General features: G+C 59.0%; 15 protein-coding genes. 3 read left to right on the top strand and 12 right to left on the bottom strand.

Annotated elements, in window-relative coordinates; all coding sequences use genetic code 11:
* Positions 1–11 precede the first annotated feature (11 nt).
* The 4 genes from BLU01_RS15690 to rpsU all read right to left on the bottom strand — a co-directional run bounded on the left by BLU01_RS15690 (position 12) and on the right by rpsU (position 8,473).
* The gene (locus tag BLU01_RS15690; protein WP_092277243.1) at positions 12–3,758 is read right to left on the bottom strand and encodes a bifunctional diguanylate cyclase/phosphodiesterase; all 3,747 of its coding nucleotides are present in this window, start codon (positions 3,756–3,758) and stop codon (positions 12–14) included.
* Positions 3,759–3,880: 122 nt separating this feature from the next.
* Positions 3,881–5,731, bottom strand: a complete 1,851-nt coding sequence (gene rpoD, locus BLU01_RS15695) for an RNA polymerase sigma factor RpoD (protein ID WP_092277246.1) — start codon at positions 5,729–5,731, stop codon at positions 3,881–3,883.
* Between the two features lie 67 nt (positions 5,732–5,798).
* Positions 5,799–7,775 (bottom strand): DNA primase, encoded by a 1,977-nt coding sequence (gene dnaG, locus BLU01_RS15700; protein ID WP_092277249.1) that lies wholly within the window; start codon positions 7,773–7,775, stop codon positions 5,799–5,801.
* A gap of 482 nt (positions 7,776–8,257) precedes the next feature.
* On the bottom strand, positions 8,258–8,473 hold the full coding sequence (gene rpsU, locus BLU01_RS15705) for a 30S ribosomal protein S21 (protein WP_002551877.1): 216 nt from the start codon (positions 8,471–8,473) through the stop codon (positions 8,258–8,260).
* 199 nt (positions 8,474–8,672) lie between these two features.
* On the opposite strand from rpsU, the gene tsaD reads away from it, so the two are divergent.
* Positions 8,673–9,698: a tRNA (adenosine(37)-N6)-threonylcarbamoyltransferase complex transferase subunit TsaD gene (tsaD, locus tag BLU01_RS15710; protein ID WP_092277252.1), complete on the top strand. Its 1,026-nt coding sequence runs from the start codon at positions 8,673–8,675 to the stop codon at positions 9,696–9,698.
* A gap of 35 nt (positions 9,699–9,733) precedes the next feature.
* On the opposite strand, the gene plsY is transcribed toward tsaD, so the two are convergent.
* A complete protein-coding gene (plsY, locus tag BLU01_RS15715; protein WP_092277255.1) occupies positions 9,734–10,303 on the bottom strand; it encodes a glycerol-3-phosphate 1-O-acyltransferase PlsY in 570 nt (189 codons plus the stop codon).
* Positions 10,304–10,377: 74 nt separating this feature from the next.
* Between plsY and folB the strand changes: the two genes are divergently transcribed.
* Positions 10,378–10,734 (top strand): dihydroneopterin aldolase, encoded by a 357-nt coding sequence (folB, locus tag BLU01_RS15720; protein WP_092277258.1) that lies wholly within the window; start codon positions 10,378–10,380, stop codon positions 10,732–10,734.
* Positions 10,725–11,243, top strand: coding sequence for a 2-amino-4-hydroxy-6-hydroxymethyldihydropteridine diphosphokinase (folK, locus tag BLU01_RS15725; RefSeq protein WP_092277261.1), 519 nt, complete (start codon positions 10,725–10,727; stop codon positions 11,241–11,243). Before folB ends, folK begins: the two co-directional genes overlap by 10 nt.
* A gap of 85 nt (positions 11,244–11,328) precedes the next feature.
* On the opposite strand, the gene BLU01_RS15730 is transcribed toward folK, so the two are convergent.
* The 7 genes from BLU01_RS15730 to apaG all read right to left on the bottom strand — a co-directional run bounded on the left by BLU01_RS15730 (position 11,329) and on the right by apaG (position 19,415).
* Entirely contained in the window at positions 11,329–12,558 is a 1,230-nt protein-coding gene (locus BLU01_RS15730) for a multifunctional CCA addition/repair protein (RefSeq protein ID WP_092277264.1), read from the bottom strand.
* Between the two features lie 63 nt (positions 12,559–12,621).
* Positions 12,622–14,184, bottom strand: coding sequence for a SpoVR family protein (locus BLU01_RS15735; protein ID WP_092277266.1), 1,563 nt, complete (start codon positions 14,182–14,184; stop codon positions 12,622–12,624).
* Entirely contained in the window at positions 14,181–15,452 is a 1,272-nt protein-coding gene (locus BLU01_RS15740; RefSeq protein WP_092277269.1) for a YeaH/YhbH family protein, read from the bottom strand. Before BLU01_RS15740 ends, BLU01_RS15735 begins: the two co-directional genes overlap by 4 nt.
* A 118-nt stretch (positions 15,453–15,570) precedes the next feature.
* Positions 15,571–17,493 (bottom strand): PrkA family serine protein kinase, encoded by a 1,923-nt coding sequence (locus BLU01_RS15745; RefSeq protein ID WP_092277272.1) that lies wholly within the window; start codon positions 17,491–17,493, stop codon positions 15,571–15,573.
* Positions 17,494–17,789: 296 nt separating this feature from the next.
* A complete protein-coding gene (gene glpE, locus BLU01_RS15750; RefSeq protein ID WP_092277275.1) occupies positions 17,790–18,119 on the bottom strand; it encodes a thiosulfate sulfurtransferase GlpE in 330 nt (109 codons plus the stop codon).
* A gap of 34 nt (positions 18,120–18,153) precedes the next feature.
* The gene (locus tag BLU01_RS15755) at positions 18,154–19,035 is read right to left on the bottom strand and encodes a symmetrical bis(5'-nucleosyl)-tetraphosphatase (RefSeq protein ID WP_092277279.1); all 882 of its coding nucleotides are present in this window, start codon (positions 19,033–19,035) and stop codon (positions 18,154–18,156) included.
* Positions 19,035–19,415, bottom strand: a complete 381-nt coding sequence (gene apaG / locus BLU01_RS15760; RefSeq protein ID WP_092277282.1) for a Co2+/Mg2+ efflux protein ApaG — start codon at positions 19,413–19,415, stop codon at positions 19,035–19,037. Before apaG ends, BLU01_RS15755 begins: the two co-directional genes overlap by 1 nt.
* Between the last annotated feature and the right edge of the window lie 12 nt (positions 19,416–19,427).

The raw sequence follows: 19,427 nt of genomic DNA on the forward strand, positions 1-19,427 counted from the left end.
TAGGCCGCGGATTATAACGACGGTTTCTCTGCTGTGCTATCCGAAAAGTCTGAAACTGCGATACGAAGAAACGTCGCGGCGAATTCCTCGGGCGGCAGGGGCAGGCTGACGATGTAGCCCTGGATCTGTTCGCATCCTTCGGCGGCGAGGAATTGCTGTTGGGCCTGGGTTTCGACGCCCTCGGCGATGATGGTGAATTGCATGCTGCGGCCGAGCGCGATGATCGCCCGCACGATCGCCGCGTCGTGGGGATCATCCGGTAATCCGCGGACGAAAGACTGGTCGATCTTGAGGATGTCCAGCGGCAGGCGCTTGAGGTAGCTGAGGGACGAATAGCCGGTGCCGAAGTCGTCGATCGCCAGTTGCACGCCCAGATGTTTGAGTTGATGCAACACCGCGAGCGCCTCTTCGGCCTGGCTCATGATGAAGTTTTCGGTAATTTCCAGTTGCAGAAAACCGGGCTTGAGGCGGTTGTCCCGGAGCAGTTGTTCGATGCGGCCGAGCAGATTCGGCTGGCGCAATTGTGCGCCGGCGAGGTTGACCGACAGTGGGCCGAGGCTTTCATAGACCTGATTCCACTCGAACATCTGTCGGCACGCGGTCTCAAGCACCCAATCGCCGATCTGCAGAATCATGCCGTTTTCTTCGGCCAGCGGAATGAAGTGTTCCGGCGGCACGTCGCCGAACGTCGGGTGACGCCAGCGAATCAGCGCTTCGGCGCCGACCAGACGATGGTCGTCGAGGCTGATTTTCGGTTGGTAATACAGGTGCAATTCGTTGCGCTCGATGGCGCGGCGCAGTTCGTGTTCCAGCGCCACGCGTTCGCTGGCCTGGGCCGTCAGGTCGCGGGTGTAGCTCTCGACGCGGTTGCGGCCCTTGGCTTTGGAGCGGTACATCGCCGCGTCGGCGTTTTTCACCAGCGTCGCAACGTCGCAACCGTCCTTGGGGTACAGGCTGCTGCCGATGCTCGCGCTGATGAAAAACTCGTGCTCGCCGGCCTGGAACGGCGCGGCAAAACAGTTGAGCAGTTTGTTCGCGATGTGGTCGGCGTCGGTGGCTTGCTGCAGGCCCGGCAGCAGAATGATGAACTCATCGCCACCGAGCCGCGCAACCGTGTCGATGTCGCGCAGTTGCTCCTTGAGGCGCACGGCGATGCCTTTGAGCAACAGGTCGCCGACCGGGTGGCCGAGGCTGTCGTTGATGTGTTTGAAGCGGTCGAGGTCGAGGAACAGCACGGCGCCCTGGCCGCCGTTTTCCTGCTGATTGTTCAGCGCGGTGAGCAGTCGGCTTTCGAACAATGTGCGATTCGGCAGACCGGTCAGCGGGTCGTGGTGCGCCTGATAGTCGAGTTTGGCCTGCGCGTGTTTGAGGCTGGAGATGTCGGCGAACACCGCGACAAAGTGCGTGATGAACTGCTCGCGATTGCGCACGGCGCTGATGGTCAGCCAGCTCGGGTACAGCTCGCCGTTCTTGCGCCGATTGGAAATCTCGCCTTGCCAGTGACCTTCGTCAGTCAACTGATGCCACATCGCCGCGTAAAACGCGCTGTCGTGCAGCCCGGAAGCAAGCAGGCGAGGGGTGTGGCCCAACGCTTCGCTTTCGCTGTAACCGGTGATTTCGGTGAAGGCGCGGTTGACCGCGCTGATGTGCTGCTGAGTGTCAGTGATCAACACGCCTTCCGCGGTGCTCTCGAACACAGTGGCCGCCTGTTGCAGTTTTTCCTGCATCAAGTGGCGTTCGGTAATGTCGCGGGCGATGGTCAGCATGCAATCTTCGTCGCCAATCGGCAGCGGCCGGCTCGACACTTCGCAGAGGCGAATCTGCCCGTCGTTGCGGCGGATGTGGCAACTGAAATCGCGGACGAAACCATCGCGGTGCAGCAAGTCGAGCATATGTTTGCGTTCGTTGAGATTGACCCAGATGCCCAAGTCCAGCGTCGAGCGGTCCACTGACATTGCGCTGTTGAAGCCGGTAATGCGGCTGAACCCCTCGTTGACCTCCAGCAGCATGCCGTCGCTCTGCCGCGACAGCAGCAAGCCGTCAGGCGAGGCGTGGAAGGCTTTGGCGAACTTCTCTTCGGAGGTTTGCAGTTGTTGCTGGGTTTCCTTGAGCTGACTGATGTCGCGCACCACCACCACCAGCGCCGGTGTTTCATCGAGGTCGAACGGTTCAGCGGAAATCAGCCCGGTGAACACCTGGCCATTGTTGCGCCGAAAAGGCATTTCCAGGTTACGAATGCTGCCGGCCTGCAAGCGTTGCAGCAGGCCGGGGCCGACGCCGGGAATGCCCCAAATGTTTAAATTGGTGGCGGTCTGGCCGATGACATCGCTGGCCTTGAGGCCGATCTGCTCTTCGAACGCCTCGTTGACCTCCAGCAAACAGCCGTCGGACAACCGCGCAATCACCAGGATGTCCGGGCACTGCTGGAACACCGAGGCGAACTTCTGTTCCGACAGGCGCAGCGCTTCTTCGGTGCGTTTGGCGTCGCTGATGTCGATCATCAACCCGCGCAGCACCGGTTCGTGGCCGTGCTCGATCAGGCTGACGATGTCGCGCACCCACAGGCAGCGGCCATCGGCGGTGATGACCCGATAATCGACGCTGTGATCGCGGCCGGAGAGGACTTCGTGATCGCAAAAATTCTGCGCACGGGTCAGGTCGGCGGGGTGAATGATGTTGCGCCAGAAACCCGGAATCAACCAATGGGAGAGGGGATAGCCGAGCAAATCTTCGGCGTGCGGCGACACATAGCTGTAGGTGAAATCGCTGATCCGCGCTTCCCAGGCAATCGCCGACAGGCTCTCGACCAATCCGCGATAGTGATATTCGCTGCTGCGCAGTTCCTGTTCCAGATCGATGCGCCGGGCAATTTCCGAGCTCAAGCGCCGATTGATCCGAATCACCACCGCCAACACGGTGAACAAAATCAGCAGACCCGGCAGCCCATAGACCAGCAAATCCGACCAGAACGTCCGGTGATCGAGGACGTTGCCGACCCAATGTTCCTGAATCGCGCTGATTTCGCTGGCGCTCATGTCCGCCAGCACTTTGTCGAGAATGCCCACGAGGATTTTGTTGTTGGCCGGCACGGCCATCGCCAGTTGATAGCGATAGGGCGTTTCGCCGCTGACGTAGAGGCCATCAAGCTTGAGTTGGCGCAGGCTCCAGACGCTGGAGGCAAGGTCTCCGACCACCGCGTCGACTTCATCGGTGGCCAGCGCTTGCAGCGCCGAACTGACGTTGGGCATCGCCACCAGATTCAGGTCCGGGTGATGCGTGCGCAGCAGTTCGTGCGGCGCATAGTTTTCCACCACGGCGATTTTCAGCCCGTACAGTTCCTCGATCTTGCGCGGTTGAGGGCCGCCGACGTGGGCGAGGATGACAATCGGGAAATCCAGGTAGGGGCGGGTAAATGACAGGTAACTCTGGCGTTCGGGCGTCGACATGATGCCCGGCAGCAGGTCCAGTTTGCCCTGTTTGACTTGTTCCAGAACCACGGTCCAACTGACCGGTTCGATCGGTGTGAGTTTGATGTCCAGGCGCTGGCGAATGACGTTGATGTAGTCGGCCGCCAAGCCCTGATAACGGTTGTGTTCGTCGCGGAATTCGAACGGCGGCCACGACGCATCGACACCCAGGCGCAAGTCCGGGTGAGCCGCTAGCCAGCTACGTTCTTCGTCGGTCAGAGTCAGCGCGCCAGCCGTTGCGGTCCAGGTCATCAGCGACAGCAAAAAAAGCACGGTCGGCAATCTGGGCATAACGGTCTCGTTATGGCTCGGGGGAATGTTTCGAGTGTAGACGGGCAATTCGGCAGGAGGGTGGTGCGGGGGATTTAATCTGTAGAAAGCAAAACCCCCGGCCTGGGCCGGGGGTTCTGTGATCACTCGTCGAGGAATGAGCGCAAATGCTCGCTTCTCGTCGGGTGGCGCAGTTTGCGCAACGCCTTGGCTTCGATCTGACGAATCCGTTCACGGGTAACGTCGAACTGCTTACCAACCTCCTCGAGGGTGTGGTCGGTATTCATGTCGATACCGAAGCGCATGCGCAGAACCTTGGCTTCACGTGCTGTGAGGCCGGAGAGAACTTCGCGAGTCGCTTCTTTAAGGCTCTCAACGGTTGCAACATCGATTGGCGACTGCATGGTCGAGTCTTCGATGAAGTCACCCAGGTGGGAGTCTTCGTCATCACCGATCGGGGTTTCCATGGAGATCGGCTCTTTAGCGATCTTCAATACCTTGCGGATCTTGTCCTCAGGCATTTCCATGCGTTCGCCCAGCTCTTCGGGGGTCGGTTCGCGACCCATTTCCTGCAACATCTGCCGGGAAATACGGTTGAGCTTGTTGATCGTCTCGATCATGTGCACCGGAATACGGATGGTGCGGGCCTGGTCGGCGATCGAGCGAGTGATCGCCTGACGGATCCACCAGGTGGCATAAGTCGAGAATTTGTAGCCGCGGCGGTATTCGAACTTGTCTACCGCTTTCATCAAACCAATGTTGCCTTCCTGGATCAGATCGAGGAATTGCAGGCCACGGTTGGTGTACTTCTTGGCGATGGAGATCACCAGACGCAAGTTCGCTTCGACCATCTCTTTCTTCGCGCGGCGGGCCTTGGCCTCACCGATCGACATGCGACGGTTGATGTCCTTGATCTCGGCGATCGTCAAACCGGTTTCGGTTTGCAGCGCGATCAGCTTCTGCTGGCAACGCAGGATGTCCGGTTGCAGGCGACCAATCGCTTCGGCGTATTTGCCTTTGCCTTTGGCCAGGCCATCGGACCAGCTTTCGTCAACTTCATTGCCGGGGAACTGGCGCAGGAAGTCGGCACGCGGCATGCGCGCATCACGAACGCAAAGCTGCATGATCGCGCGCTCTTGCTGACGCAGACGATCCAGGGCACTGCGAACACGCTCGACCAGGCCTTCGAATTGCTTCGGCACCAGTTTGATCGGCATGAACAGCTCAGCCAGCAGCACCAGTTCGGCAATTGCCGCCTTGTTGCCGCGACCGTGCTTTTTCAGCGCCTTGCGGGTCACTTCCATCTGATCGGAGACAGCGCCAAAACGCTGTGCGGCGATAACAGGATCGGGACCGCTTTCGACTTCTTCTTCGTCGTCGGTGCTGGCTTCAGCTTCGTCTTCGTCGGTATCGTCTTCCGCTTTCACGGCTTTCGGATCGACTGGCGGCGGCACTTCGGCTGCAGGCGGCGCAATGCCGTCGTCCGGGTCGATATAACCGCTCAGAACGTCGGACAGGCGACCACCTTCGGTGGTGACGCGAGTGTATTCGGACAGAATGTGGTCAACCGTGCCAGGGAAGTGCGCAATTGCGCCCATCACTTCGCGGATGCCCTCTTCAATACGCTTGGCGATTTCAATTTCGCCTTCACGAGTGAGGAGCTCTACCGTACCCATTTCACGCATGTACATGCGCACTGGGTCGGTGGTGCGACCAATGTCGGTCTCGACCGCTGCCAACGCTGCTGCTGCCTCTTCGGCCGCGGCTTCGTCGGTATCGGCGTCGGCCAGCATAAGGGAATCCTTATCTGGCGCAACCTCGAATACGTTGATCCCCATGTCGTTGATCATGCGGATGATGTCTTCCACCTGTTCCGGATCTGAAATATCCTCCGGCAGGTGGTCGTTGACCTCCGCGTAAGTCAGGTAACCCTGCTCACGACCAAGTGTGATCAACTCTTTGATACGAGACTGCTGTTGCGCTTTTCCGGACATAACACCCTATCCACTGAAGGTCTTGGCGGGCAAAAAACAAGCCGAGGATTATACCTGAGCTATGACCTCACGCGCCAGTTGAGGTCGGGGTTGATACAGCCATATTGCGTTTTAATAGGTCGCGCATCTGATTTGCGATCTGATTTGCTTCCTCCGCGGTCAGTCCTGGCTGCCTTGCTTTTCTGATTAGTGCTTCCAGGCTATCCGTGTGTTGAGCGGCTGATAACCTAGTAATGGTGTCTAAAAACTGTTGTTCAAGGTTGTTGCCGTCAATCAACCATTCCTTTTCCGCCAGAGCCTTGAGCAATTTGCCCTGTTCGGTCCCGTGCCATCGGGCCATCAGCTGAATTGAGTTTAGCTTAGGATTTTTTTGCACGGCCCCGATCAGGGCTACCAGCAACTGCGCATACGTATTGCTTTCATTGGCGAAGTGGTCGGCGGTTTCTACCCGGCCGGCCAGGTCTGGATGATGAATCAGCGTACGTAAAGCGATCAGTGTTGGTGCTTCGACGGCGATCGGCGTGCGCGGGGCACTTGGTTGATCGCGATCACCGCGCTTGCCGTTCTTATCCCAAGGCTTTTTGTCCCATTTCTTGCCGCCAGCGCCGGGTTTCTTTGGCGTCCATTCCTGCTGCGGCGCGTAGGCGTCTTGCGCTTGCGGCTGATGGTAGTCGCTGTAATCCGGCATCGCGTCGTAATCGATGCCCGGATCGTACGCGGGCGGCGCGTCCTGCGGAGCGCTGTGCACCAGTTGGCTCATCGCTTCGCCGGTCAGGCCGGTGATTTCGGTCAGACGCTGACGCATCAGGATGCGCAGGTTGGCGCCCGGGACTTTATCGATCAGCGGCGCCGCGAGGGTGGCCATGTGGGCCTTGCCTTCAAGCGAGCGCGGGTCCGATTCCTCGGTCAGTTGCTGGAAAAAATAATCTGCCAGCGGTTGCGCGTGTTGATTGATCCGCGCGCGAAAAGCGTCAGTGCCTTCCGAGCGAACCAGCGTATCCGGGTCTTCGCCCTCGGGCAGAAACAGAAAGCGTGCGCGTCGCCCGTCCTGCAGGCACGGCAGTGTGGCTTCGAGGGCTCGCCATGCGGCATTGCGGCCTGCCTGGTCGCCGTCGAAACAGAACAGCACGTTGGGCACGACGCGAAACAGTCGCTTCAAGTGCTCTTCGCTGGTCGCGGTGCCCAGGGTCGCCACGGCGTTGCGCAAGCCTTGCTGGGCGAGGGCGATAACGTCCATGTAGCCTTCGACGACGATGATTTCGTCGAGGTTGCGATTGTTCTTGCGCGCTTCATAGAGGCCGTAAAGCTCCTGGCCTTTATGGAATACCGGGGTTTCCGGCGAATTGAGGTATTTCGGTTTGTCGTCGCCCAGTACGCGACCGCCGAAAGCGATGATGCGCCCGCGACTGTCGCGGATCGGGAACATCACGCGATCGCGGAAGCGGTCATAGCGTTTGCCGGTTTCGGCGTTCTCAATCAGCAGTCCGGCGTCGACCATGGCTTTTTGTTGCAGGGTGTCGCTGCTCAAGTGCTTGAACAGATTGTCCCAGCCCGGCGGGGCGAAGCCGAGGCCGAAGTCGCGGGCGATTTCACCAGTCAGGCCGCGGCCCTTCAAATAGTCCACGGCGGCTTTGCGCGAGGGATGGCTTTTCAGCGCCTGCCGGTAAAAATCAGCGGCGGCGGTGAGCAGCGGGTACAGCGGCGAATCGGTCGGTTGCCGCGGTTTATGCGGGCGGCCGCTCTCTTCGCGAGGTATTTCCATGCCGGCGGCTTTGGCCAGTTCTTCGACGGCCTGGACGAAATCCAGGTTGTCGTGGTCCATCATGAAGCCGAGGGCGTTGCCGCCAGCGCCGCAACCAAAGCAGTAATAGAACTGTTTGTCGGGGCTTACGCTGAAGGACGGGGTTTTCTCTTTGTGAAACGGGCAGCAGGCGGTGTAGTTCTTGCCGGCTTTTTTCATTTGCAGGCGAGAGCTGACCACGTCGACGATGTCGGTACGGTTCAGAAGGTCGTCAATGAAGCTCTGGGGAATTAGCCCGGCCATGGCGTTCTCGTCATCTGCGCTGAAACGGATCCAAAACGAACGGCGAACAAACGCGGGTCATTGGATGAGGCACACAGGAATGTGGCTCGACCAGTGTCGTCTGCGTAATCGCTGTCGGGAAGTGTATCTGCCGAAAATCCACTGACGTTAGTACCAATCAGTATTCGACTGTTTGAAAGTATTGCGCTGAAATCCGCTGTGGCCAGTTGATGGCCCTCGGATCGCTCATAAGCGGGCACGCAAGAAGGTGCCTTGGGCTGATCGTCGTGAGAGGAATCAGTGGGTGTGCTCGTCAGTAGCCTTGGAAGGCTCGTCAGAAAAGACGTGCACCGCTGGCAAAAGAGCCAGGTCTGACGCTGTGAAGCAGATTTGTCTTGGTCGCGTCTGCGACTTTGACGGTGAAGCATCAAGCGATTTCCGCAAATGCCATTAGCCCGGCTGAGGGCCGGGCTTGGCAGAAGCTTGCTACGAACGTCTGTGTATTAGTACAGACGAACGGCGCGGCGCTGTTCGCGCTGTACTTTCTTGGCGTGACGCTTAACAGCGGCTGCTGCTTTGCGCTTACGCTCAGAAGTTGGCTTCTCGTAAAATTCGCGGCTACGAACTTCAGCCAGTACACCGGCTTTTTCGCAGGAGCGCTTGAAACGACGCAGAGCTACGTCGAAGGGTTCGTTCTCTTTTACTTTGACGGCTGGCATCCAGAGCTACCTTCATTCATTACCGGGGTCAACATCCTCGCGGCAAAAGAGCACTTGAAGACGTCGGTTTTTAAGGGTTGCGGATGTTAACTCCTCATCGACCGGAATGCAAAGCCTCTGATCGAAAACCGCTAGTCGGGGCATCCCATGGCGACTATTATGCGCGCCTTCGAATTCAGCCTAAACAAGGCGCAAACCCATGCTAGTACTGGGATTAGAAACCTCCTGCGATGAAACCGGTGTCGCATTATATGACAGTGAGCGCGGGCTGCTCGCCGACGCGCTGTTCAGCCAGATTGACCTGCACCGCGCCTATGGTGGCGTAGTGCCGGAGCTGGCCTCGCGTGACCACGTCAAGCGCATGCTGCCCTTGATTCGTCAGGTGTTGGCCGAGGCTGACTGCGTGCCGACCGAGATCGACGCCATCGCTTATACCGCGGGTCCGGGCCTGGTCGGGGCGCTGCTGGTCGGCGCGTCCTGTGCTCAGGCGCTGGCGTTTGCCTGGGGCATTCCGGCCCTCGGCGTGCACCACATGGAAGGCCATTTGCTGGCGCCGATGTTGGAGTCGCAACCGCCGCAATTCCCGTTCGTCGCTTTGTTGGTGTCGGGCGGACATACGCAGCTGGTTCAGGTCGACGGCATTGGCCAATACACGTTGTTGGGCGAGACCCTCGACGATGCCGCCGGCGAAGCGTTCGACAAGACTGCGAAGATGATGGGCCTGAATTATCCGGGCGGTCCGGAAATCGCGCGTCTGGCTGAACAGGGCGTGGCCGGACGTTTCACATTTCCGCGACCAATGTGCGATCGGCCGGGGCTGGCCTTCAGTTTCAGCGGTTTGAAAACCTTTGCGCTGAACACCTGGCAGCAATGCGTCAGCGCCGGGGACGACAGCGAGCAAGCCCGTTGCGACATCTCGCTGGCGTTCCAGCAGGCCGTGGTGGAGACTTTGACCATCAAGTGCAAGCGCGCCCTGAAAGCGGCGGGCATGCGTCGTCTGGTGATTGCCGGCGGCGTCAGCGCCAACAAGGCATTGCGCACGTCGCTGGAGAAAATGCTCGGCGATATGCAGGGTGACGTGTTTTACGCGCGTCCCGAATTCTGCACCGACAACGGCGCGATGATTGCGTTTGCCGGTTGCCAGCGTTTGCAGGCCGGTCAGCACGAAAGCCTGGCGATCAGCGTGCAGGCACGCTGGCCGATGGAGCAATTGTCGGCGCTGTAACGGCGGGCGAGATGAGCGGGGCTCATGGGCGGTATTTAAAAATGCCGTTCGCGCCCGGCAAACAGGTCGCGTAGATTGCCGCGATGACGCCAGACGATCAGCGCCGTGAGTGCGCTCATCGGCAGCAGCGCCGCCGGTTCCTGCCAGGCCAGCAGCGGCAGGGTCAGCGGCGTGGCAATCAGCGCCGCCAGTGAGCTGGTGCGGGTCAGGTAGAACGTCAGCAGCCACGCGCACACCGCCAACAGTGCGGCGGGCGGGTAGAGGCCCAGCAGCATGCCGGCGGCGGTGGCGACACCTTTGCCGCCGCGAAAGCGGAAGTACAGCGGGAACAGGTGACCGATCACGGCGCACACGCCAATCCAGGCCTGTTCTTGCACTGAGAGGCCGGCAGCAGCGGCGATCAGCACCGGCACCAAGCCTTTGCACAGGTCGCCGAGCAAGGTCAGGACGGCGAGTTTTTTGCCGGCCAGACGCAACATGTTGGTGGCGCCGGCATTGCCCGAGCCACTCATTCGCGGATCCGGATTACCGGTCAGGCGGCTGAGCAAAATGGCGAAGGACAGCGAGCCGAGCAGGTAGGCGAAGGTCGCCAATAACCAAAACATGCTAACTATTCCGGGCGAGGACGCCCTGATTCTAACGGCGCAATGCGCCCTTGTCGTGCAGCGGAGAAAAGTGCTTGGACAGAGTGTTTATCGAGGGCCTGGAAGTCGACACCGTAATCGGTGCCTACGACTGGGAGCGCGGCATCCGCCAGTGCCTGCGACTTGATCTGAGCTTCGCTTGGGACAATCGCCCGGCAGCCGCGGGTGATGACCTGACCCTGGCGCTCGATTACGCGAGCGTTTCCTCGCGGATCCAGGCGTTCGCCGAGCAGGCGCGATTTCAGTTGGTCGAGACCTTTGCCGAACGTTTGGTGGAAGTGTTGATGAGCGAATTCAAGATCACCTGGGTGCGCCTCAAGCTGACCAAGCCCGGCGCGGTGCCGGCGGCCACGGGTGGCGTGGGCGTGGAGATCGAGCGCGGATGTCGCTGACTCAGGTTTACCTCGGGCTCGGGAGCAATATCGAGCGCGAAGCCCATTTGCAGGCAGGCCTGGAAGCGCTCGCGGGTTTTCTGGTGGATATCCGCTGCTCGGCGGTGTTTGAAAGCCAGCCGGTGGGAATCAAAAGCGGTCCGTTCTTCAACTTCGTGGTCTCGGCTTACACCGATTTGCCGCTGATGGAGTTGGACCGCCGACTCAAATTCATCGAAGCGGACAACGGCCGTTATGCGCCGGACCGCAAGGGTTTGCCGCTGGATATCGACGTGTTGTTGTTCGGCGATCAGGTGGGCAACTTCGACGGTTTGATCCTGCCCCGAGCCGAAATTCTGAAAAACGCCTTTGTGCTGTGGCCGTTGTCGCTGATTGCGCCGGACCGAGTGCATCCGGGTGTAGGCAAAAGCTTCGCGACGTTGTGGGCCGAGGCGCAGATTGATCAGGTGTTGGCGCCGGTGGCGTTTGAGTGGCGTGGGCAGCAGCTGACGCCTTCAGATTTGTTGTGAGGCGGGTGACGCTTTCGCGGGCAAGCCTCGCTCCTACAGGGTTTAGCGCAGAACCTGTAGGAGCAAGGCTTGCCCGCGAAGCTTTTCAAACAGACGCCGCGTCCTTGTAGGCCTTCAGCACCTTCAACCGCTCGCGCTTGATCGCCTCACCCAATTCCGGTCCCTTGAAACCCTTCTCCAGCAATGGCTGAACCGCCACGCCGCGCGCAGCACTCGCCGCGCCGCGCAAATAATCCGCTTGTGGATAACTTCTCTGTTCCAGACCTTTGCGCCCGCGCGCATCCATCTCACAGGCGACCACAAACTCTTCAAACCGCTGTGGCCGCCGGTACACATCAAAACTCTGCAGCAACTCCAGCAACGTTGACGCTTTCAGCTCCAGCGCGCGGTGGCCGTGGGTGTGATATTGGCCAACCAGCAAAGCCAATTCCTGACAATCCTTCGGCGCCTTGAAGCGTTCGTTGACCGCTTTGATCAGCTTCAGCCCCGTGTGTTCATGGGCAATATGCCGAGGCCAGTCTTTTTCCGGGGTCAGGCCTTTGCCGAGATCGTGCAGCAGGCAGGCCCAGCGCACGGTCAGCGGTTGCTTGTGCAGTGCCGCTTGCTCCAGCACGCTCAAAGTGTGCACGCCGGTATCGATTTCCGGGTGGTGCGCTTCGGGTTGCGGCACGCCGAACAGCGCATCGACTTCCGGCAGCAGCACCTTCAGCGCACCGCATTCACGCAAGACTTGGATAAACACCTGTGGCTGATCTTCCATCAGCGCGCGGGAGATTTCTTTCCAGCTGCGTTCCGCAGTCAGTGCCTCCAATTCGCCGGAATCACTGAGCTGGCGCATCAACTCCAATGTCTCTGGCGCGACTTTAAAACCGAGCCCGGCATAACGCGCAGCGAAGCGTGCAACGCGCAGTACTCTGAGCGGATCTTCGGCGAACGCGGGGGAAACGTGACGAAGCACGCGCGCGGCGAGATCGCGCTGGCCATGGTACGGATCGGTCAGATTCAGCTGATCATCTTCGGCCATGGCATTGATTGTCAGGTCGCGGCGAATCAGGTCTTCTTCGAGGGTGACTTCAGGGCTGGCGTGAAAAACGAAGCCGCCGTAACCGCGACCGCTCTTGCGTTCGGTGCGGGCGAGGGCGTATTCGTCGCCGGTTTTCGGGTCAAGGAACACCGGGAAATCCGACCCGACCGGGCGATAGCCCAACGCGAGCATTTCTTCGGCGGTAGCGCCGACCACCACTCGGTCAATGTCGGTGACCGGGATGCCCAGCAGGCGATCGCGTACGGCGCCGCCGACTTTATAAATCTGCATAAAAAACCTCCGTTAGCGCGACAGAATAACCGTTGCATCGCGCTTTCGGAGGTACAAAACCAATCAAAGATGAATGACAGCCAAGTCCAGCCGACCGTAATCGCCCTCGGCGTGTTCGCTTCTGGGCGGAACATGGTGGGTTTTCGTCACTTGGTCGCCTTGCAGGGTTTCCAGATGAATGTCGAAGCCCCACAAGCGATGCAAGTGTTTGAGCACTTCTTCGGTGGACTCGCCTAGCGGTTTGCGGTCGTGTTGCTGGTGGCGCAGGGTCAGCGAGCGATCACCACGCCGGTCGATGCTGTAGATCTGCACGTTAGGTTCGCGATTGCCCAAATTGTATTGCGCGGCCAGGGTTTCGCGGATGGTCCGGTAACCGGGTTCATCGTGAATGGCCGGGACCAGCAGATCATCCTTCTGGTCATCATCGAGAATGCTGAACAGCTTGAGGTCGCGGATCACCTGGGGCGACAGGTATTGCAGGATGAAACTCTCATCCTTGAAGCTGCTCATGGCGAACTTGATGGTCGACAGCCAATCGGTGCCGGCAATGTCCGGGAACCAGCGGTAATCCTCTTCGGTCGGGTGCTCGCACATACGCCGGATGTCGCGGTACATGGCAAAACCCAGTGCGTAGGGGTTGATGCCGCTGTAGTAGGGACTGTCGAAACCGGGCTGCATCACCACGCTGGTGTGCGAGGTGAGGAATTCCATCATGAAGCCGTCAGTCACCAGGCCTTCGTCGTACAGGTCGTTCATCAGCGTGTAGTGCCAGAACGTCGCCCAGCCTTCGTTCATTACCTGTGTCTGGCGTTGCGGGTAGAAATACTGCGCGATCTTGCGCACGATCCGCACAATTTCCCGCTGCCACGGCTCCAGCAGCGGCGCGTGTTTTTCGATGAAGTACAGGATGTTTTCCTGAGGTTCGGCGGGGAAGCGCGCGTTGTCCTTGTCGCTGTACTTGTCCGCGCCTTTGGGAATCGTGCGCCACAGGTCGTTGATCTGTTTCTGCAGATGCTCTTCACGATCCTTCTGCCGCCGCCGCTCTTCCTCGGCGGAAATCGGATAAGGACGTTTGTAACGGTCGACGCCGTAGTTCATCAAGGCGTGGCAAGAATCGAGCAAGTCTTCCACCGCGTCGATGCCGTGGCGCTCCTCGCACTGCATGATGTACTGCTTGGCAAACACCAGGTAATCGATGATCGAGCTGGCGTCGGTCCAGGTGCGGAACAGGTAATTGCCCTTGAAGAAGCTGTTATGGCCATAGCAGGCATGCGCCACGACCAGCGCCTGCATGCAGATGGTGTTTTCTTCCATCAAGTAGGCGATGCATGGATCGGAGTTGATCACGATCTCGTAGGCGAGGCCCATCTGACCGCGACTGTAGGATTTTTCGGTGCTGAGGAAGTGTTTGCCGTAGGACCAATGGTGATAGCCCAGCGGCATGCCGACAGAAGCGTAAGCGTCCATCATCTGTTCAGCGGTGATCACTTCAATCTGGTTGGGATAGGTATCCAGGGCGTAACGAGCCGCCAGACGACTGATTTCCTTGTCGTAGGCCTGGATCAGCTCAAACGTCCACTCGGAGCCGGTGGAAATGGGTTGGCGCTTCTGCTCTTTGGCGGTCATGTCACTAACCTGCGCTGGAAGAGTTCACGGAAGACCGGATAGATATCCCCGGCCGAGACCAGTTGCTGCTGGGCAAAAGTGTCAGAAAAGGCGTCGGCAATGCGTTCGTACTCGAACCACAAGGCCTGATGTTCGCGTGGGGTGATTTCGACGTAAGTGTAGTACTGCACAAACGGCATGATCTGGTTGATCAGGATGTCGCGGCAGATTGGCGAGTCGTCGTTCCAGTTGTCGCCGTCGGAAGCCTGGGCGGCGTAAATATTCCACTCATTGCTCGGATAACGTTCGGCCATGATTTCCTGCATCAGTTTCAATGCGCTGGAAACGATGGTGCCGCCGGTTTCCCGTGAGTAGAAAAACTCCTCTTCGTCGACTTCGCGCGCACTGGTGTGGTGGCGAATGAATACCACGTCGATTTTGTCGTAGTTACGCTTGAGGAACAGGTACAGCAGGATGAAGAAGCGTTTGGCGATGTCCTTGGTCGCCTGCGTCATCGAGCCGGATACGTCCATCAGGCAGAACATCACCGCTTTCGAGCTCGGATTGGGCTGCTTGATCAGCAAGTTGTATTTGAGGTCGAAGGTGTCGAGAAACGGCACGCGGTGAATGCGCGCGCTGAGTTTTTCGATTTCGGCTTCGATTTCCTGGATATCACCGAAGTTGTCCGGCTCCTCTCTTTTGAGCCGGGCCAGTTCTTCTTTGGCATCGCGCAAGCGCTTGCGGCTGCTGCCGGACAGGGCGATACGCCGCGCGTGGGCGGAACGCAAGGTGCGGATGATGTTGATCCGCGACGGATTGCCCTCGTTGCTGATGCCCGCGCGAACGGTTTTGAAGGTGTCGGTGCCGGTCAGGTTGCGCTTGACCAGATTCGGCAGCTCCAAGTCCTCGAACATGAATTCGAGGAATTCTTCCTGGGTTATCTGGAAGACAAACTCGTCCATACCTTCGCCAGAGTTGCCGGCCTTGCCTGGACCTCTGCCGCCGCCGCCCCCCGGAGGCCGGGCGATGTGTTCGCCGCTGGTGAATTCCTTGTTGCCGGGGTGCACGACGGTCTGTTTGCCGCCGCGCCCGTGGTGCAGCACCGGTTCGTCGATGTCGCGACCGGGGATGCTGATTTGTTCGCCATGCTCCATGTCCGTAATGGAGCGGCGGCTGACCGCCTCTTCGACAGCCTTTTTGATGTGATCACGGTAGCGCCGCAGAAACCGCTGGCGGTTCACCGTGCTCTTGTTTTTGCCATTGAGACGTCGGTCGATCACATAGCTCATAGGGCCCTCCGGGCAGCTTCAAGTTGTGAGCTGCAAGCTGCAAGTCGAAGCAGTCGCCCGGATAACAGGGCTTAGGCGCTTGTTCCTTGCAGCTTGTGGCTTGCAGCTTGTTGCTGCGTCACTGCGATTTCCGGACCCGTAGGTACCATTCGGACAGCAGACGTACCTGTTTGTCGGTGTAGCCGCGCTCGACCATCCTGGTGACGAAGTCGTTGTGCTTCTGCTGGTCCTCTTTGCTGGCCTTGGCATTGAAGCTGATGACCGGCAGCAGGTCCTCGGTGTTCGAGAACATTTTCTTCTCGATGACCACACGCAGTTTTTCGTAGCTGAGCCAGGTTGGATTTTTGCCGTTGTTGTTGGCGCGGGCGCGCAGCACGAAGTTGACGATTTCGTTGCGGAAATCCTTCGGATTGCTGATGCCGGCCGGTTTCTCGATTTTCTCCAGTTCTTCGTTCAGTGCGACGCGATTGAGGATTTCGCCGGTTTCCGGATCGCGGTATTCCTGGTCCTGAATCCAGAAATCGGCGTACAGCACGTAGCGGTCGAAAATGTTCTGGCCGTACTCGCTGTAAGACTCGAGGTAGGCGGTCTGGATCTCCTTGCCGATGAACTCGATGTAGCGCGGCGCCAGGTATTCCTTGAGGAAGCGCAGATAACGTTCGCGGGTTTCAGCCTGGAATTGTTCCTGTTCGATCTGCTGTTCCAGCACGTAGAGCAAGTGCACCGGGTTGGCGGCGATTTCGTGCGGATCGAAGTTGAAGACCTTCGACAGGATCTTGAACGCAAAGCGGGTCGACAGGCCGTTCATGCCTTCGTCGACACCGGCGTTGTCGCGGTATTCCTGGATCGACTTGGCTTTCGGATCGGTATCCTTGAGGTTCTCGCCGTCGTACACGCGCATCTTCGAATAGATGTTGGAGTTTTCCGGCTCTTTGAGGCGCGAGAGCACGGTGAACTGGGCAAGCATTTTCAAAGTGTCGGGCGCGCAATGCGCTTTGGCCAGCGAACTGTTGAACAGCAGCTTGTCGTAGATCTTCACTTCGTCGCTGACGCGCAGGCAGTACGGGACTTTGACGATGTAGATCCGGTCGATGAACGCTTCGTTGTTCTTGTTGTTGCGGAAGGTGTGCCACTCCGATTCGTTGGAGTGGGCGAGCAGGATCCCGGTAAACGGAATCGCCCCCAGGCCTTCGGTACTGTTGTAGTTGCCTTCCTGCGTGGCAGTCAGCAATGGGTGCAGCACCTTGATTGGCGCCTTGAACATTTCGACGAATTCCATCAGGCCCTGGTTGGCCCGGCACAGCGCGCCCGAGTAGCTGTAAGCGTCGGCGTCGTTCTGCGGGTATTCCTCGAGTTTGCGGATATCGACCTTGCCGACCAGCGCCGAGATGTCCTGGTTGTTTTCATCGCCAGGTTCAGTCTTGGCCACGGCGATCTGGTTAAGGATCGACGGATACAGTTTCACCACCCGGAACTGGCTGATGTCACCGCCGAATTCGGCCAGGCGTTTGGTCGCCCATGGCGACATGATGGTGTTGACGTAGCGCCGCGGGATGCCGAAGTCTTCCTCGAGGATCGCGCCATCTTCAGTGGCGTTGAACAGACCCAGAGGCGATTCGAATACCGGCGAGCCCTTGATGGCGTAGAAGGGCACCTTCTCGATCAGCTGTTTGAGCTTCTCGGCCAGCGACGATTTACCGCCACCGACGGGACCGAGCAGGTAGAGGATTTGTTTCTTTTCCTCGAGGCCCTGAGCGGCATGGCGGAAATACGAGACGATCTGGTCGATGCATTCTTCCATCCCGTGGAAGTCTTCAAAGGCCGGATAGCGGCGGATCACCTTGTTGGAAAAGATTCGCGACAATCTCGAGTTGGCCGAGGTGTCGAGCAGCTCCGGTTCTCCGATGGCCAGCAGCAGACGCTCGGCGGCGGAAACGTAGGCGCTGCGGTCCTTTTTGCACAGCTCAAGATATTCTTGCAGCGAGAATTCTTCCTGGCGTGTGGACTCGAAGCGTTGTTGGAAGTGGCTAAAGATACTCATGACGTCACCTCGCTCGATACGTGGAGCCGACGCCGAATCATTCAGTCGATGCTGGCAGCCGCTGAATACTCAGTGGCTGTTTACCCCCCAGAACTCTTTCAGAGCTGACTACCCCGAAAGTTACTCCCGATGATCCGCGCGCCGGTGTACCGGCTCTCCCCTGTTTTGGATGGCCTGCGCTTAAGGATAGTTGGGAATTCAGGAGGTAAAGGCGAGATACGTAATTAGTTGTGGCAGACCGTTCGTCTGCCACCGCGCCAGCCCGCGGGGACCGGGGCTTGCGCGTGACAAAAAAATTATTCGGAGGTGCCTTGCGCGGTTTCCGCCGGATAAGTCGTGCGCCACAGCTCAAAACCACCGTCCATGCTGTAGACGTCGGAGAAGCCCTGGCTGATCAGGTAGCCTGCGGCGCTTTGGCTGGAATTGCCGTGATAGCAGACCACCACGATCGGTGCGTCGAGGTCGGCGGCGCGGATGAAGTCGGCGATGGAAACGTTGTCCAGATGCTTCGAGCCGGCGATGTGCAGCGCGGCAAAAGTAGCTGCGTCGCGGACATCGACGACCACCGCGCCTTTCTCGCGCAATGCCTGGGCTTCTTGTGGGGGGATTCGTTTGAATTCGCTCATGGGCGGGCTCCTGTGGCTCGGCAGAACGCGCAGTTTAGCGCTGGGCGCCGGCGCTGGTTTGTTCGGAAATAAGTGGGGCGACTGACGGCTCGGCGTTGCCGCGTTCGTCGCATTTGCAACTGATGCGCTGCAGCGTATCGACGTTCAGCAGCGTTAGCGCACCGCCCCAGACACAACCAGTGTCGAGGGCGTAAACGCCAGGCTCGGCGCATTTGCCTTCGAGCGCTGCCCAGTGGCCGAAGATGATCTTCAGGCCTTTGGTTTTGCGTTCCTTGTGCTGGAACCACGGCGCGTAACCCGGCGGCGCGCTGTCGGCGCCTTCCTTGCCCTTGAGTTCGAGCTTGCCTTCGCTGGTGCAGAAACGCATCCGGGTGAAGTAGTTGGTGATCACCCGCAAGCGGTCGACGCCCGTGAGGTCGCTGTTCCATTTGGCCGGCTCGTTGCCGTACATGCCATCCAGAAACGGTGGCAACAGATTGTCATCACGCAATGCTGCTTCGACTTCGCCGGCGCACTTCAAGGCTTTGCGCAGCGACCATTGCGGCGGGATGCCCGCATGCACCAGAGCGATCTCGCGCGCTTCGTCGTAATGCATGAGTTTTTGCTGGCGCAACCACTCCAGCAGGTCCGCGCAATCAGGCGCTTCGAGGATTTCGCGCAGGGTGTCGCCTTTCTTCAGGCGTTCGATGTTGCGGCCGGCGGCCAGCAAGTGCAGGTCATGATTACCGAGCACACAGACCAGCGATTCGCGAATGCCATAGAGAAAGCGCAGGGTTTCCAGCGAGTGCGGGCCTCGGTTGACCAGATCACCGACCAGCCACAGCTTGTCTTGCGCCGGATCGAAAGCCACTTGTTTGAGCAGACACTGCAGCGGTTCGAGGCAGCCTTGCAGGTCACCGACGGCATAGGTTGCCATCAGTGCAGGGCTCCGGGCACCGCCAGACGGAAAGGCGCAATGATGGCATCGAAGTGTTTGCCGTCGTCGGCGACCATTTCGTAAGTGCCTTGCATGGTGCCGACCTTGGTGGTCATGACCGTGCCGCTGCTGTACGTGTGGTTTTCACCGGACTTGATCAATGGCTGCAAACCGACGACGCCAGCGCCGCGCACTTCTTCGACATGCCCGTCACCGTCAGTGATGACCCAGTGCCGCGACAACAGCTTGGCCGGGAGCTGGCCATTGTTGTGCACGGTGATGGTGTAGGCGAAGGCAAAGCGCGCTTGATCGGGTTGCGATTGTTCTGCCAGATAGCGAGTGACGACGCTGACGTCGACCTGATAACGAGGATCGGACATGCAAAAGGCCTT

The organism is Pseudomonas prosekii (assembly GCF_900105155.1).
In the GTDB taxonomy this organism is placed as follows: domain Bacteria; phylum Pseudomonadota; class Gammaproteobacteria; order Pseudomonadales; family Pseudomonadaceae; genus Aquipseudomonas; species Aquipseudomonas prosekii.